Origin of the sequence: Ascidiaceihabitans donghaensis (genome assembly GCF_900302465.1) — a bacterium.
GTDB lineage: Bacteria > Pseudomonadota > Alphaproteobacteria > Rhodobacterales > Rhodobacteraceae > Ascidiaceihabitans > Ascidiaceihabitans donghaensis.
Genome location: NZ_OMOR01000001.1, coordinates 2,507,169 through 2,523,845 on the forward strand (window position 1 = coordinate 2,507,169; position 16,677 = coordinate 2,523,845).

Below are 16,677 nucleotides of genomic sequence, written 5' to 3' on the forward strand. Positions count from 1 at the left end.
AGCCAAGGGAGGCATCATGCACCTCGGCTTGATCGGCGGCATTGGTCCGGCATCTACAGTTGTCTATTATCAACGGCTGACCGCAGCGATGCGGTTGGCTGGTGTTCCGCTTGAACTGACAATGGTCAACGCGGATGCCAATGTCTTGGTCAAAAACAACCTTGCGGATGATCGTGTGGCACAGGCGCAGGTTTACGCCGGGCTGATCGACCGATTGAAAGCCGCCGGTGCCGATTGCGCGGTCATCACGTCGCTGGGTGGGCATTTTTGCTTTGATGAAACGGTGGCTGTGTCTCCGCTGCCTTTGGTCAGTGGCGTCGCCCCGCTTGACGCTGCATTTGTGGAACAGGGCATTGAAACCGTTGGCCTTTTGGGAACGGCTGTTGTGATGCGCACGAAGCTTTATGGGCAATTGACCAAGACAAAGGCAATCGCGCCTGCAGACATTGATGCGAGCGGGCAAATGTATCTCGATATGGCCCTTTCAAGTGTTTGCACAGATCCACAACGCAGCGCGTTTTTCCAACAAGGTCAAAGCCTGATAGACGCGGGCGCTGATGCGGTGGTGTTGGCAGGCACCGATTTGAACCTCGCATTTGACGGGCGCGACACAGGCTATAAAGTGATCGACGCATTAGACGTGCATGTGTCCCTTCTGGTCGATCTCGCAACCGGCAAGGCCAATCTGGCCGATCATTCAACAGGCGTATCCGTATGAGCAATCCATCAGACAACCCAGCCGACGCGTTCAAAAAGGCCCTTTCCGAGGCCACCAAGGTCATGGCCAATGATCCGGAGTTGAATGTCAGCTATTCCGTCGATCCGGCTGGTTTGTCCGGTGACGCGATGCGCTTGCCACAAGTATCGCGCCGCATGACCCGCGACGAGGTTTTGTTGGCACGGGGAACGGCAGATGCGCTGGCCCTGAACCGCCGCTATCACAATGGCCAAACCCACGCCCGTTATGCCCCCAAAGGTGAAATGGCGCGGGAATTGTACGAGGCGATGGAAACCGCGCGTTGCGAGGCTGTTGGTGCACGCGACATGCCAGGAACAGCCGGCAACATCGACGCCAAAATCGGCCATGAGGCCATGCGCAAAGGCTACGATCAGGTCAAACAGGCCTCGGATGCGCCCCTGTCCGTGGCGGCTGGCTATCTGATCCGCCATATGGCAACGGGCCGCGATTTACCCTCTGGTGCGCAGAACGTGATGGAGCTGTGGCAGCCGTTCATCGAACAGCAGGCCGGTGGCACGTTGGACAATCTTGAGGGCATCCTTGACGATCAGGCATCGTTTTCAAAGTTTGCACGGCAGATCATCAAAGATTTGGGTTATGGCGACCAGTTGGGCGATGACCCCGACCAGATCGACGATGATCAACAAGACGAAGCCGAAGATGGTGGCGAAGAGGAACAAGAACCCGATAGCACGGGCCAGGACGATCAGGACAACGAGGAAAGCGAAGGCACGCCCGAGCAGTCGCAGGACGAACAGCAAGACGCGTCGCAGGCCGAAGTCTCCATGGACGAGATGGCTGATCAGGAGCTTGGCGAAGAGGCAGAAATGCCGGACGGCGAAGCGCCTTTGGAACCCCCTGCCCCGCAACCGTTTTCTGATGCTGATCCGGACTATCTGGTTTATATGCCCGATCACGACGAAGAAATTCGCGCCGAGGATCTTGCGGAACCTGTTGAGCTGGAACGCCTGCGGGCCTATCTGGACCAGCAGCTGGAACCGCTGAAAGGCGCGGTATCACGTCTTGCAAACAAGCTGCAACGCCGGCTTCAGGCGCAACAGAACCGGTCATGGGAATTTGACCTTGAGGAAGGCACATTGGACGCGGGCCGCCTGGCGCGTGTTGTCGCCAACCCGACCACCCCATTGTCGTTCAAGGTCGAAAAAGACACCGAATTCCGCGACACCTGCGTCACGCTGTTGCTTGATAACTCGGGGTCCATGCGTGGCCGCCCGATTTCTATCGCGGCCATTTGCGCTGACGTTCTGGCCCGCACGCTGGAACGCTGCAACGTCAAGGTCGAGATCCTTGGCTTTACAACACGCGCCTGGAAAGGTGGCCAAGCACGTGAAGCATGGCTGAATGACGGTCGCCCCCAACAGCCGGGCCGATTGAACGACCTGCGCCACATCATCTACAAATCCGCTGATGCCCCATGGCGTCGTGCGCGTCCAAACCTTGGATTGATGATGAAAGAAGGCCTGCTGAAAGAAAACATTGATGGTGAAGCGCTTGAATGGGCGCACCGCCGCATGGCTGCCCGTCCCGAAGCCCGTAAAATCCTGATGGTGATTTCGGATGGCGCCCCTGTGGATGACAGCACATTGTCCGTGAACCCTGCCAACTATCTGGAAAAACACCTGCGTGACGTCATTGCGATGGTTGAAAAACGTCGCGCGGTCGAGTTGCTGGCGATCGGCATTGGCCATGACGTGACACGGTACTACGATCGTGCTGTGACGATCACGGATGTGGACCAGTTGGCTGGTGCCATGACAGAACAACTGGCGGCCTTGTTCGATAGTGACCCTCGTGCACGCGCGCGTGTCATGGGCATGCGTCGCGTAGGCTGATATAACTGGACCCTCCGGGGGAGGTTTATTTTGCGAGATGAAAAGGGATCTGTAGCATGTTTCAATCGTTTGAGGTGACAGCAAGGCCCGAGCAAGGCCCCCCCAGACTGGCGAAATTGCGCGATCTGATGACAACATTGGGCATCGACGGCTTTTTGATCCCACGCGCCGACGCCCATCAGGGCGAATATGTCTCTGCCCGCGACGAACGTTTGTCGTGGCTTACAGGATTTACAGGATCGGCCGGGTTTTGTGTGGCTTTGCAAAGCAACGCTGGCGTCTTTATCGACGGGCGTTACCGCACCCAAGTTAAGGCGCAGGTTGCAGATGTTTTTACCCCTGTTCCGTGGCCCGAAGTGTCGATGGGCGCATGGTTGATTGAACAGCTGCCAGACGGCGGAAAAGTCGGATTTGATCCCTGGCTGCACACTGTCGCCCAGATGGAACAAACCCGCGCAATTTTGTCGGACAAGGGCATCACATTGGTTCAGGTGGAAAATCTGGTCGATGCGATCTGGGATGATCAGCCCGCCCCTGCCATGGAACCCGTTAAACCCCATCCTCTTGAGTTCGCGGGAGAAGCCCATCACGACAAATGCGTGCGTTTGGCGGACACGCTGCGACAGGCTGGTCAATCCAGCGCTGTCATCACGTTGCCGGATTCCATTTGCTGGCTGCTTAACATCCGCGGCGCTGATATTCCACGCAATCCGATCGCACAGGGCTTTGCAATCCTGCACGCGGATGCCCGAGTTGATTTGTTCATGGATGCGGCAAAACTGAATGATGTCATGGATCATCTGGGGCCAAACGTCACAGTTCATGCTCCAAATGACTTTCTGGATCGCTTGGCCGGATTAACAGGCGCCGTTCGTCTTGATAAAACATCCGTGCCGGTTTGTGTTGCCGACGCTGTCGGCGCCTTGGCTGTATGGGGCGATGATCCATGCGCCCTTCCCAAAGCCTGCAAAAACCCAGCAGAGATCGCAGGCAGCGCCGAGGCACATTTGCGCGATGGTGCAGCTGTTGTCGAACTTTTGGCGTGGCTAGATGCCCAAGCCCCCGGAACATTGAGCGAAACGCAAGTTGTCAGCCAACTGGAGGCCAACCGTCGCCGCGACAACGCCCTGCAGGACATCAGCTTCGAGACCATCGCAGGCACAGGCCCCAACGGTGCAATCATGCATTACCGTGTGACCGAAGACACCGACAGCCGCCTTGAAGACGGTCATCTGATTGTGTTGGACAGCGGCGGTCAATATCTGGACGGCACGACCGACATCACCCGCACCATTGCAATTGGCACCCCTGCACTGGAAGCACGGCAGGCCTTTACGCGTGTTCTGGCTGGTATGATCGCCATGAGCCGTTTGCGCTGGCCCGAAGGGTTGGCAGGCCGCGACATCGAATCCATCGGGCGTTTGCCGCTTTGGATGGCAGGACAGGATTTTGACCATGGATTGGGCCATGGCGTGGGCGCGTATCTCAGTGTCCATGAAGGCCCTCAACGCCTAAGCCGCGTCAGCACAGTGCCGTTGCAACCCGGCATGATCCTGTCCAACGAACCCGGGTATTACCGCGAGGGCGCTTTTGGTATCCGGATTGAAAATCTGATCGTTGTGGAAAATGCCGCCGATTTGCCTGGCGGCGATGCACATCGTGCGATGTTGAATTGGAGGACTTTGACGTTTGCCCCCATTGATCGCAGGCTGATCGTGCCGGAAATGTTGGATGCAGGGGCACGTGACTGGCTGAACGCTTATCATGCTGAAACTTTTGAGAAAATCTCGCCGCGCTTGTCCCCTGAAACAGCATCCTGGCTGCGTGACGCAACGCGCGCTTTGTGACAACTCTGGCGTGAAGCTTCGGCTTCTGATAAACGGTTTTTTCACGCTTTCCGGGGAAAGACGTATAGGAAGGACGACATCATGGCTGACCACATCAAAGTGCGCAATGCAGCAGGCGTATGGACTGTACGCGCAGGCGGCGCTGTCTTGGGCGAGAGCCGCGCGGCACTGGAACTGACCGAAGGGGACTATCCACCCGTCATCTATTTTCCACGTGAAGACATCGCCATGGCGTTTCTGGACAAAACCGACAAATCCACCCATTGCCCCCACAAAGGCGACGCCACTTATTATTCGGTGGTGACAAAGTCGACCACGCTGGAAAACGCGGTCTGGAGTTACGAGGCACCGCTTGACAGCGTATCACGTATCGAAGGCCATTTGGCATTTTACACTGGCGACGGCATCACAGTCGAAGAGATCTAGGCGCAAGACCCGTTCCATCATCAAATAAATCATCTTCGGGTCGCCACAGAAGCGATCCGGCACAATTTTGCGCCTTCGTCAGGATTGGTTGCTTAAGAATGTTCTTCTGCGGCTGTGGCCGCCAAGGCGCGATTGTAGGCCTTTAGTGCATCCACATGAAACAACGCGCCCCACAGCTCAGGTGGGCTGTTTTCGCCGCTGAGGGTGACAACGGGAATGAAGGGCACTGAAGACAGGTCAAACATAGGCATCGCCACCTCAAGCGTCGCGTTCCCGTCCACATATATGCCGTCACCGATCATCTCCCAGCAGGCTTGTTCGTCTGCCGCACGGGGATCCTCCATGTCGCGCATCACTGTGGCCACGCGAAACATCGACAACAGGTAAGCCTGTGGACCAGCGGCCAAATGCACATCGCGCCGTTCCAATTGCGTCAAAAAGAAACTGCGATCCACAATACGGGACGCCAGCGCCGTCGACATGGACACTGCCACCATCACGGCAAGCCCTGTCTGCCAGTCTCCGGTCAATTCGAACACAATCAAGGTTGTGGATATCGGCGCCCCAAGCACCGCTGCGGCCACGGCACCCATTCCAGCCAATGCATAAAGTGTAACTGTGCCGGACACTTCTGGAAAAACGGCTGTTGCAATCAGGCCAAAGGCCAATCCGGACATCGCGCCAATCATCAGAGACGGCGAAAACACCCCCCCGCCCATGCGGCCAGCCATGGTGATGGCGACCGCGACCACCTTGATGGCAACAAAGCCGATGACCACCAACAGATCCAACTGCCCCGTCAACGCAAGCGACGTGGTTTCATAGCCAACACCGATGATATGCGGGTAGAAGATTGCGATGCCGCCCAGCATGGCCCCCGCCACGGCAGGGCGCAGCCAACGTGGCAATCCGGTTTTGGCTTGCACAAGATTGCCGATGTCTTCCGCCCAGAACACCGAGCGCATCAAAACAACTGCGATCAATCCACTAACCAATCCAAGCATCAAGAATGCGGGCAGTTCGACATAGAATTGCAAGGCTTCGGGTGCCGGCAATATAAACTCTGTGACCCCCCCATATTCAATTCGGTTGATCACTGTGCCTGCGACGGCTGCAATGACGATGGGGGCAAAAGCGTGCACTGCGAAATGGCGCAATACGACTTCCAAAGCGAACAGTGCCCCTGCGATGGGTGCGTTAAAGCTGGCGGACACCGCGGCGGCCACAGCACAGCCCAACAAATCGCGCCCGGTGATGCCGTCCGCGTTGATATAGCGGCTGACCTTGGTGGCGATGACCCCAGCCAAATGTACCACCGGCCCCTCACGCCCCGTAGAGCCGCCAGAGGACAAGGTGATGAAAGACGCCACCGCTGACGCAATGCCCGCACGTGTTTCGACGCGACCTTCGCGCATCGCCGCCCCTTCGATCACATCCGCCACGCTGCGCACACGCCCGTCCGGCGTAAACTTGTGCAAGATCAGCCCAACGACCAGACCGCCCACGATAGGAATGACCAAGACCCAATACCACGCCAGCGATTGCGCAAAGGAATGAAGGTACTGAATGTCATCGGTGCCGTATAAAAACGCCTGTAAGGCTTCGATACCTTTGCGGAAAAACAGTGCGGCAAAACCCGATGCGATGCCAACAGCCAAAGCGATAAACCAAAACTGTACCTGACTTGGCCCCTGCGCACGCAAAGCTGTCCACATGCGCCGAAACGCTGTCGCTGCTTCTTGCCCTGTGGCCCGCAGTAAATTGGTAAGCGCCTTTGGCATTGATCGTGGTTCGCCCTTTTCAACTGTCTAGGACAATACAGAAGCCACGAAAAGAGGCGCACGGTAGATTTGAACCCAAACATACGCCTCTTAAGCGCAGTTGTGTCAGCGTATTACCCCAACAGCGCTTTGGCGGCACCACGGGCTTCGTCAGTGATGGTGTCGCCCGCAAGCATACGTGCGATTTCATCCACACGTTCATCTTGATCCAAAGGCACCACGCGACTTGTGGTCATGCCCTTGGCAACGGATTTTTCCACCCGCCAGTGGTGTGCCCCAAGGGCTGCAACCTGCGGTGAATGGGTCACCACAAGAACTTGCCCATCTTCTGCCAAAGCGGCCAAGCGGCGCCCCACAGCATCAGCAGTTGCCCCACCGACGCCACGGTCGATCTCATCGAAAATCATCGTGAGGCCGGCCTGACCGCCCGCCAAACAAACCTTCAACGCCAGCAAAAACCGGCTAAGTTCACCGCCCGACGCGATTTTGTTCAAAGGACCAGAAGGCGCACCGGGGTTTGTGGCCACACAAAACGCGACAGCATCCTGCCCGTCTGGACCGGGTGTTTCAGCCGTCACCTCTGTTGTGAAAACGGCGCGTTCCATCTTGAGAGGGGCAAGTTCCGATGTGACGGCCTTGTCAAGCTTTGCGCCTTGTTTCTGACGCATCGCCGTGAGGGCATCCGCCGCTTGGGCATAACTGGCTTCCGCATCCTGAAGGGCTATGCGTAAATCGGCAAGGTCGGCGTCACCGGCATCCAACGCCGCCAGCTTTTTCGTCAAGGTGTCTGTCAATGCGGCAAGGTCATCAGCTTGCACATCATGCTTGCGGGCCATTGCGCGGATCGCAAACAGGCGTTCTTCGGTGTCTTCAAGATCGGCAGGATTGAAAGACAATGTGTCAATGCACGCCACAATGCCTTCCATGGCCTCGTCCAGTTCGACCATCGCACGGTTCAGCGCGCCTATGGGGGCTTCCAGATGGCCTTCTGCTTTGTCTGCCACGCCATCCAACCAACGAATGGCATTGCCCATGCTCGCCTCTGCGCCGTCTTGGCCCAAGGTTTGATACGCCCGCACGATGTCTTCGCGGATGCGTTCCGCCCCCTGCATCATACGTCGTTTCGTATCCAGATCCGCCTCTTCTCCGGGAAGTGGTGCCAAGGCGCCCAGTTCAGCGACGGCGTGGCGCAAAAATTCTTCTTCGTCGCGGATGGCTTGCATGGCATCTTCGGCGGCAGCCAGCGTTTTGCGTGCTTTGCCCATGGTTGACCATGTTTTGCGCACTTTGGATTTTTGCGTCTCAAGCCCTGCGAATTCGTCCAGAATGGCCCTGTGTCCACGCGGATTCAGCAAGCCACGATCATCGTGCTGGCCGTGCAGTTCCAGCAAGGTTTCAGACAAGGCCCGCAAAACTTCACCCGAACAACGGCGGTCGTTGACCCAAGCGGTCTTGCGCCCGTCAGCTGTGTTGATACGCCGCAAGATCAGCTCGTCGCCGCCAGGCAATCCGGCTTCTTCCAGCACGCCATGCGCGGGATGGCCTTCGGGCAAATCAAACCAAGCCGTCACTTCACCATGGTCTGCGCCTTGGCGCACCAGATCAGCACGGCCGCGCCATCCAAGCACAAAACCCAACGAATCCAACAAGATAGATTTGCCTGCACCGGTCTCGCCCGTCAACACATTCAGACCGGGTTGAAACGCAAGTTCCAACCGGTCAATGATCAGCATGTCTGAAATATCAAGACCACGCAGCATGTGGGTTATTCCGTGGCGTACGTGCGATGCCGCACTTTACAACCAACGACCTTTAAGCATCTGACGATAAATCTGGCGCAACCAGCTGTCGCCTGCCGCTTCCAGTTCCAACCCGCGCCCTGTCAACAGCTTGTAGCTGTCTTCGTACCAATCCGTAGACCGGTAGTTGTAGCCCAGAATAGCGCCCGCGGTTTGTGCTTCATCGGTCAATCCAAGGGACAAATAGGCTTCGACCAGACGGTGCAATGCCTCGGCGGTGTGTGTGGTTGTTTGGAAATCCTCAACAACAACACGGAACCGGTTGATGGCGGACGCATAGTGATCACGGCGCAAATAATAGCGGCCAATTTCCATTTCCTTGCCCGCAAGGTGGTCAAAGGCCAGATCGAATTTCAAAACCGATGTTTTGGCATATTCGCTGTCTGGATAGCGTTCGATCACGTCACGCAAAGATTGCAAGGCTTGGAAGGTCAAACCCTGATCGCGGCCCACTTCGTCGATTTGGTCATAGTAGGACAACGCCAACAGATACTGCGCATAGGCTGCATCGTCTTCATCGGGGTAAAAATCAATGAAACGCTGCGCAGCAGAGCGGCTGTTTGGGTAGTCCTTGTCGCGGTGGTGCGCAAAGGCTTGCATGATCAAGGCACGTTGCGCCAAATCGGAATAGGGGTACAGGCGTTCAATTTCGCCAAAATAGAACGCCGCCTCAGAGGGTTGGCGATTTTCAAGTTCATATTCGCCACGCTCAAAAATCTGTTGGGCGGTGAATTCTTCCAGCGGAATGACCTGTTGGTTAAACACGCTGCCTCGCGTCGGGCGGTCCCCACCGCCGCATGCCGCAAGCATAGCCGCTACAAGCACAACTCCGGTCAGACGCACAGTGCGTTTGCCCAATTGTCGCTTTGTCATCGTGTGTTGGCCCATATTTTGGTATCCACCACTCACCATGTCTGTCGTCCTCACCACAGTCACCCACCCCGTTCAGAGCATTCTTGAGTACGTCCTAACACAATAATTTACCATGCAAAACGATGATTGCACCTGAAATCAGCATTTGTGTAAAAGTGATGGCCGTTCCACCAGATGCAGTTATGCAACCTGCGGAATTTCATCCCATACCAGCCCGTATCCAGGCAACCGCGTGGCCATCTGAGCATCGCAAACCACCATGCGCACAGCGCCCGGCGTCGCAAAGGCTTTACGCAGCAAAGTATTGGTCAGCGAATGGCCGGACCGCACGCCCGTGTACCGCCCGATCAGCGGGGCACCGGCCAAGGCCAGATCGCCTAAAGCGTCCAACATTTTATGGCGCACAGGTTCATCCGAATGACGCAAACCACCCGGGCTTAGAACCGCGTCACCATCAAAAACGACCGCATTCTGGCCCGGCACACCACCCAAAGCCAACCCGTTGGCTTGCATAGCGTCCACATCGGCCTGACGGCAAAAGGTGCGGCTGTCGCACAATTCGCGGGCAAAGCTGCCGTTGTTCATACGCAAGGACTTGTGTTGACGGCCGATAGCGGCGTCGTCAAACTCGATCTCGAAATCAATGTAAAGCGTATCCGCGGGGGACAATGTCGCAGTGGCATCGCCTTCTGTAACCGTTACGGTCTGCATGATTTCAAACGCGCGTACAGGGGCGTCCAACACCCGCACACCGCGCTGCATGATACCACGCACGAACGGCACGGCAGATCCATCAACGATTGGTACTTCAGGTCCGTCAATCTCAATCAGAGCGTTGTGGATGCCACAGCCTGCAATCGCAGCCATTACATGTTCCACAGTGGACACCGTGACTCCGGATGCATTTTCAAGTTTCGTGCACAAAGGCGACCGGTTCACAACGTCCCAACGCGCCGGGATCAAACGATCCCCTTCGTTCAAGTCCACCCGTGAAAACCAAATCCCGTGCTCGGCCCCTGCAGGACGAATCGTCAGCGTCGCCGGAGCGCCGGAATGCAATCCGCGTCCGGAAAAGCTGATGGGTGATTTGATCGTTGTCTGCACGTAGAACCTCAAAGTGTCGCGCACTTGGCGCTGTTGAGATGTACCTACGTAACGCCCCCTCACATAACAACTCAATCTTTGTAACGGTCTGAAACATGACTGTCACAAAACGGCAGAAAGATGCCGCGTGCCTTGTAGGCCGTTGATAACACGTGAAAAAGGGCCGCCCAAAAGCAGCCCTTTGTCACGAATTAAGACTTACTCAATTCGATATTTTTACCAATTCAGTTCGCTTGACGACGCAAAAACGCGGGGATTTCGATCCGCTCCTGCTCTGGGTCGGCAGCTTCGGCTGGACGCGGTGCAGGTGCTGCGGCGGCTTGTTGCTGCACAGGCGGTTGCTGGCGTACTGCAGGTTGCTGCGGTGCGCGTTCGGCGCCTTGTTCTGCGTGACCTGTCATGCGGTTGATCAACGAATTGATCCCAAAGCGTGGACGCTCTTCTGCAGCTGGCTGGCTTGGTGCAGCCTGTGGGGCTGCTTGTTGCTCGGCCTGAGGGGCTGCTTTTTGGGCCGCGGCACGCAAACGCGCCAAAGCCTCAGGCGATGGTGTGCCAGGTGCAGGTGCACGAGGTGCGACGAAGGCCTGCGGTTCAGCTTCCAGTTCTGGCTGCGGTTCAAACGCTTCGACACGCGGCTGGTACGCAGGTGGTGGCAGGTCGTCCTGCGCGGCCACTGGTGTTTCATCCGCAAAGATATCTTCAGCCATGTCAGATGCAGCGGCTTGTTCAACATCCAAACCGTCGAATTGCGGCTGAGGTGCAGCAGCTTGTGCGACTTGGGTTTGCGGTGCTTCTTCATACACAGGTGCGGCAGGCGCTTCGGCTGTCACGGTTGCTGTCAAAGGCGCGTGCATGCTGCGGCGCGGCACAGGAATGTCCGTTTGCACATCCAACGCGTCGATGCCTGTGGCAACAACGCTGACGCGCATCATGCCTTCCATGGCTGTATCCAGAGTGGAGCCCACGATGATGTTGGCCTCTGGATCGACTTCTTCGCGGATGCGGTTGGCCGCTTCGTCCAGTTCGAACAATGTCAGATCGTGTGCGCCTGTGATGTTGATCAGAACGCCTTTAGCACCGCGCAGGCTGATTTCGTCCAGCAGCGGGTTCGCGATGGCTTTTTCTGCGGCCTGGATCGCGCGATCTTCGCCGTCCGCCTCGCCTGTGCCCATCATGGCCTTGCCCATTTCGTCCATCACGGAACGCACATCGGCAAAGTCGAGGTTGATAAGGCCGGGACGCACCATAAGGTCTGTCACGCCTTTAACGCCTTGGTACAAAACGTCATCCGCCATGGAAAACGCTTCGGTGAAAGTGGTTTTTTCGTTGGCAAGGCGGAACAGGTTCTGGTTGGGAATGATGATCAGCGTGTCGACAACCTTTTGCAACGCCTCAACGCCATCTTCGGCCTGACGCATGCGCTTGGCGCCTTCAAACTGGAAAGGCTTGGTCACAACGCCGACAGTCAAGACACCCAATTCGCGGGCCGCTTGCGCGATGATTGGTGCCGCACCCGTCCCGGTGCCGCCCCCCATGCCAGCCGTGATAAAGCACATGTGTGCGCCCGCCAGATGATCAACGATCTGTTCAATGCTTTCTTCGGCAGCGGCGGCGCCGACGCTTGCGCGGGCCCCTGCCCCCAAGCCTTCAGTGACCTTGATGCCCAGCTGCACACGCGTCGTGGACGCGGATTGCTGCAGCGCCTGCGCGTCTGTGTTGGCGACAACAAAGTCCACACCATCCAGCTGCTTTTCGATCATATTGTTGACCGCATTGCCGCCAGCGCCCCCGACACCGAACACGGTAATACGAGGTTTCAGTTCGTCCTGTCCGGGCATCGAAAGGTTCAAAGTCATGTATGTGTCCGCCTGTTTTCGAATCCGCATTCGCGGGTTTTTTTGCCTAATCCGCCTTTAACTTAGCCGTTTTTGCTTGCAGCGTCACCCAAAAAACACAGATTTGCCCCAAAATATGGGCGGAATCCTGCCAAATTTCACGGTATTTCGCGTGCGGACCCAGATATAGGGGTTACCAGTTGTCGCGGAACCACTTAACGGCGCGGCGCAAGCTGCGTTTGGGGTAACGGTCTGCGGGAATATCGAAGTCCCACCATTCGTCTTGCGGATGCGCTGCAAACAAGGACAGTCCAACTGCAGACGCAAACCCCGGACCCGTCGCCGCTTGTGGCAGGCCATGCACACGCAAAGGCCGGCCCAAACGCACTTGGTGGCCCAGAATTTTGGATGCCAGTCCGTCAAGACCGGGAATTTGACTGCCCCCGCCTGTCAGAACAATTTGCTGGCTTGGCAAATGGTCAAAGCCAGCAGCGTCAAGCCGCGCACGGACTTCTTCCAGAATCTCTTCAACACGCGGCCGCATGATGCCGATCAATTCGGCGCGCGACGCGGTACGGCGGTCATGTTCGTAATCACCGGTGTCGCCGCCAATCTCGATCATCTCACGGTCGTCCATGCCCGTGGCATGAACCCCACCATAGAATGTCTTGATGCGTTCGGCATTGGCTGTGGGCACTTGCAGGCCCAATGAAATGTCCGACGTCACATGATCGCCGCCCATACGCACCGCATCACCGTAAATCATGTGCTTCTTGATAAAGATCGACACACCGGTGGACCCGCCCCCCATATCAATGCAGGCGGCGCCAAGTTCCTGTTCATCTTCCACAAGGGCTGCAATGCCAGAGGCATAGGCCGAGGACGCGATCCCCGCCAGTTCCAGATCACAGCGTTTTATGCAATGGGCCAAGTGTTGCACCGACATTGCGTCGACGGTCAGCATGTGCATGTCCACGCTTAGCTCATTGCCAAGCTGACCACGCGGGTCGCTGAGGCCAGACCGGTGATCGAGCGCAAAATTCACCGGCTGCGCATGCAGCACTTCGCGCCCTGCCCCATAGTCCGGCACATCACAGCTGGCCAACACACGGGCCACATCGTCTTCGGTCACGACCTGACCATCCAAGCCGATTTGCGCGTCCAGACCATAGCTGCGCGGATCGCCGCCGCCATAACATGCAATGACATGATCGACGCGTATGCCCGCCATCTTTTGGGCCGCTTGCAAGGCTGTGCGAATGGCGCGTTCGGTTTCAGCCATTGCGGAAATCTCGCCAAAACGCACACCACGCGAACGGGTCGTGGCCGCCCCAATGACGCGAAAGCCCGACTGACCGGCCAAAGACCCGATTTCGCCGTCGCTTTCCAGATCGGCAGAACCGTCAAAGCGCAACACAAGACAGGCAATCTTGGAACTGCCGACGTCCAGAATAGCCACCACACCGCGTTGCATTGCCACTTTGCGCATGTTGCGCATGCTGCGTTGGCTGCCGTACAAATCCATCATAACCTTACTGCCCTATCTGCCGGATGCGCCACATCTCGGTGGTGGCGTTCTTGTTCATTTGGACTGTGGGACGTTGCCCCAGCCGCATATCCACACGCGCGACATCGCGGCTTAGGACGTCTTGGGCGCCCTCAAGTGCGATGACCCGTTCCAGCGCACGCACCGGATTTTCAGTTGGTAACAAAATGCGTTGGTCGCGGTCCAGAACCACATCCCAGCGTCGTTCCCCCATGCGCACAAGACCGCGCAGCCGGTCACCCAAGGGGGCCGCCACGTCGAGCAACTCAAGCGCCTGAGAGATGTAGGTATTGGCCCCGTCCCCCGCAATCAAAGGCAAATCGGACCGGTCCACACGGAACGGAATATGCGCCACATGCGCACCCGTCGCGTCGACCAACGACAGGCTGGAGTGGTTGCGCCAGACGGCCACAGGTACCCGTGGCGTCACGTCGACCTCTAAAACACCACCCGGCCTGATCCGTAAAGCGGCCTCGGCGACAGGTGGTAAATCCGTAATGGTTGTGCGCATGGCTTCAAGATCCAGATCAAATGAGCTGATCGGGAAATCGAGGGCCAGATTGGCGCGAATGTCTTCAGACATCTGCGTATCAACACCATCGATCGCCATCAAAGTGACCATAAATTCAGGGCGTTCCTGAATGGCCGCGCGGGTATCAGCCACGCTGTCGCGGATGGCTTGTTGGCGTTCGGGATTGGCAAAATAGGCAGTGCCCAGTGTCAGCGTCAGCACAAAAGGCACACCAACCCGCAGTCCAAACCGAAAACCAGGCGTCAGCATCAACCGCTGCAAGCGCCATGACCAGCGCGACGGGGCCGGATCAGCCTTGGGGGTGCGGCGCTTTAGCGATTGCATGACGCGTCCTCTACCATCCAGCGACACAGCTGTGGAAAAGTGATGCCGACCGCTTCGCCTTGTTCGGGCGTCAATGAGGTTGCCGTCATGCCGGGCTGGGTGTTGGTTTCAAGCAGGATCAACCCATCGACGCCACGCGTCTCGTCCCAACGGAAATCAGTGCGCGACACACCGCGACATCCCAAGGCGGTGTGGGCGCGTTTGGCGTAGTCCATGCACAATGCAAAAATCTCGGATGGCACGTCGGCAGGCACCACATGGGATGATCCGCCCTCTTTGTATTTGGCGTCGTAGTCGTACCACCCGGTGGTAAGAATATCAGTCACCGTCAAGGCACGGTCGCCCATCACAGTTGTTGTCAATTCACGGCCCGGCGCAAAGGTTTCGACCATCACCTCATCGGGCATGTCGTCGTCCAGCTGCGGTGGCCCGTTGTTTTCGACCTCAACCAGATACACCCCGACCGAGGACCCTTCGTTGTTGGGCTTCACCACGTAGGGCGGTTCCATCACATGGGCCGCACGGACGTCATCGCGCTTGGCAATGATGCTTTTGACAATGGGCAATCCGGCCTGTGCAAACACGTCTTTGCTGCGCTGTTTGTCCATGGCCAAGGCGGAGGCCAAAACGCCAGAGTGGGAATAGGGAATACCCAACCATTCCAGCACGCCCTGTACGCAGCCGTCTTCGCCCCAACGGCCATGCAGGCAATTGAGAACAGCATCCGGTTTGATGTCTTGTAAACGCGCAACAAGATCGGGGCCGGCGTCGACCTCGATCGCGTTGATATTTTCTTCCCTCAATGCAGCGGCGCAGGCTTTGCCTGTGAACAGGGACACCTCGCGCTCTGCGCTTGGGCCGCCCATCAATACCGCCACGTTTCGGGGTGTCCTGCTCGACTGACCCACCGTGGTGCCTCTAATGTCCCGGACCCTTTTGCGGATCCTTTATTATTGTGCCAATTTTGGCGTTGTGTCTGCGGGGCTATACCCAGTTGAGCGCCTTATTTCTCACCGACCCGCATAATTTCCCATTCTAGCGTGATACCACTGGAATCGTAAACCTTTTTTCGTACATCTTCACCCAATCCTTCCAGATCGGCAGCCGTGGCATTGTCGGCATTGATCAAAAAATTCGAGTGCATCTCGCTCATCTGTGCGCCGCCTTTGCGTGCGCCGCGCATGCCTGCATCATCAATCACCTTCCACGCCTTGAGATCATGTACATCGTCCGCCTGCCCCGTTGACGAAAAACCGGCAGGATTGCGAAAGGTGCTGCCAGCGCTTCGGTCTTTTGTGGGTTGGGATGCATCCCGCTTGGCGATTTGATCGGTCATACGCGCATGAAGCGCCTCGGGAACGCCTTCGGGCGCTTCAAAGGTCGCCGAAATCAGCACAGCACCTTTGGGTAAGTCACTTTGGCGATAGGAAAAATTCAGATCTTGGGGTGTCAACGTCACAACATCACCGTTGCGCAAAACGGCCTGTGCCGACACCAGAACATCTGCAGTGTAGCTGCCGTAGCACCCCGCATTCATGCGCACAGCCCCGCCGATACTGCCCGGAATGGTGCGCAAAAACGTCAAATCCAGTCCAGCGTCCGCAGCCTTACGGGCCACATGCGCATCCAGTGCCGCAGCGCCCGCTGTGACACGGGTGCCGTCAATTTCTATCCCGTTGAACCCGCGCCCCATCCGGATCACCACAGCCCTTATGCCGCCGTCGCGCACAATCAGGTTGCTGCCTACACCTATGGGGAAAACCGCCACATCGTCGGGCAATTCACGCAAGAAAGCGCTTAGGTCTTCGACATCCGCTGGGCGAAATAGAAAATCCGCAGGCCCGCCTACGCGCAACCACGTCAAATCCGAAAGTTCCCGGTCGGGCGTTACCGTGCCGCGCACCTGTGGCATTTCAGTCATGTGTCGTCTTCCGCTTCGGGCACCTGCGCCAAAGCACACCACGCCGCAAACATCATCAGCAACGAAACGGGCAAAAACAGCACCACCAGAATAATCT

13 protein-coding genes are annotated in these 16,677 nt (G+C 57.2%); 4 read left to right on the top strand and 9 right to left on the bottom strand.

All coding sequences use genetic code 11. From position 1 onward, the window contains the following. Positions 1 to 16 precede the first annotated feature (16 nt). The 4 genes from ASD8599_RS12510 to ASD8599_RS12525 all read left to right on the top strand — a co-directional run bounded on the left by ASD8599_RS12510 (position 17) and on the right by ASD8599_RS12525 (position 4,865). Entirely contained in the window at positions 17 to 718 is a 702-nt protein-coding gene (locus ASD8599_RS12510; protein ID WP_108828848.1) for an aspartate/glutamate racemase family protein, read from the top strand. Continuing rightward, the gene (cobT, locus tag ASD8599_RS12515; RefSeq protein ID WP_108828849.1) at positions 715 to 2,592 is read left to right on the top strand and encodes a cobaltochelatase subunit CobT; all 1,878 of its coding nucleotides are present in this window, start codon (positions 715 to 717) and stop codon (positions 2,590 to 2,592) included. Before ASD8599_RS12510 ends, cobT begins: the two co-directional genes overlap by 4 nt. 56 nt (positions 2,593 to 2,648) lie before the next feature. Further along, positions 2,649 to 4,439: an aminopeptidase P family protein gene (locus ASD8599_RS12520; RefSeq protein WP_108828850.1), complete on the top strand. Its 1,791-nt coding sequence runs from the start codon at positions 2,649 to 2,651 to the stop codon at positions 4,437 to 4,439. Positions 4,440 to 4,520: 81 nt separating this feature from the next. Beyond that, positions 4,521 to 4,865, top strand: a complete 345-nt coding sequence (locus ASD8599_RS12525; protein WP_108828851.1) for a DUF427 domain-containing protein — start codon at positions 4,521 to 4,523, stop codon at positions 4,863 to 4,865. A 92-nt stretch (positions 4,866 to 4,957) separates the two neighbouring features. Here the strand turns inward: ASD8599_RS12525 and ASD8599_RS12530 are convergent, their stop codons facing one another. The 9 genes from ASD8599_RS12530 to murB form a co-directional block, all read right to left on the bottom strand. Then, a complete protein-coding gene (locus ASD8599_RS12530) occupies positions 4,958 to 6,580 on the bottom strand; it encodes a chloride channel protein (RefSeq protein ID WP_422664768.1) in 1,623 nt (540 codons plus the stop codon). 179 nt (positions 6,581 to 6,759) lie between these two features. Beyond that, positions 6,760 to 8,406, bottom strand: a complete 1,647-nt coding sequence (recN, locus tag ASD8599_RS12535; protein ID WP_108828853.1) for a DNA repair protein RecN — start codon at positions 8,404 to 8,406, stop codon at positions 6,760 to 6,762. Between the two features lie 36 nt (positions 8,407 to 8,442). Then, complete coding sequence (locus tag ASD8599_RS12540) at positions 8,443 to 9,318, bottom strand: outer membrane protein assembly factor BamD (protein ID WP_108830160.1); 876 nt, start codon at positions 9,316 to 9,318, stop codon at positions 8,443 to 8,445. A gap of 180 nt (positions 9,319 to 9,498) precedes the next feature. Beyond that, a complete protein-coding gene (gene lpxC / locus ASD8599_RS12545) occupies positions 9,499 to 10,422 on the bottom strand; it encodes a UDP-3-O-acyl-N-acetylglucosamine deacetylase (RefSeq protein ID WP_108830161.1) in 924 nt (307 codons plus the stop codon). A gap of 224 nt (positions 10,423 to 10,646) precedes the next feature. Then, entirely contained in the window at positions 10,647 to 12,278 is a 1,632-nt protein-coding gene (gene ftsZ / locus ASD8599_RS12550; RefSeq protein WP_108830162.1) for a cell division protein FtsZ, read from the bottom strand. 172 nt (positions 12,279 to 12,450) lie between these two features. Beyond that, positions 12,451 to 13,785 carry a cell division protein FtsA gene (gene ftsA / locus ASD8599_RS12555; protein WP_108828854.1) on the bottom strand — a complete coding sequence of 445 codons (1,335 nt, stop codon included), beginning with the start codon at positions 13,783 to 13,785 and terminating at the stop codon, positions 12,451 to 12,453. A 4-nt stretch (positions 13,786 to 13,789) separates the two neighbouring features. After that, positions 13,790 to 14,659, bottom strand: a complete 870-nt coding sequence (locus tag ASD8599_RS12560) for a cell division protein FtsQ/DivIB (RefSeq protein ID WP_108828855.1) — start codon at positions 14,657 to 14,659, stop codon at positions 13,790 to 13,792. Continuing rightward, the gene (locus tag ASD8599_RS12565; RefSeq protein ID WP_245926153.1) at positions 14,647 to 15,525 is read right to left on the bottom strand and encodes a D-alanine--D-alanine ligase; all 879 of its coding nucleotides are present in this window, start codon (positions 15,523 to 15,525) and stop codon (positions 14,647 to 14,649) included. The genes ASD8599_RS12560 and ASD8599_RS12565 overlap by 13 nt, the downstream gene beginning before the upstream one ends. 137 nt (positions 15,526 to 15,662) lie before the next feature. After that, positions 15,663 to 16,580 (bottom strand): UDP-N-acetylmuramate dehydrogenase, encoded by a 918-nt coding sequence (murB, locus tag ASD8599_RS12570; RefSeq protein WP_108828857.1) that lies wholly within the window; start codon positions 16,578 to 16,580, stop codon positions 15,663 to 15,665. Positions 16,581 to 16,677 lie beyond the last annotated feature (97 nt).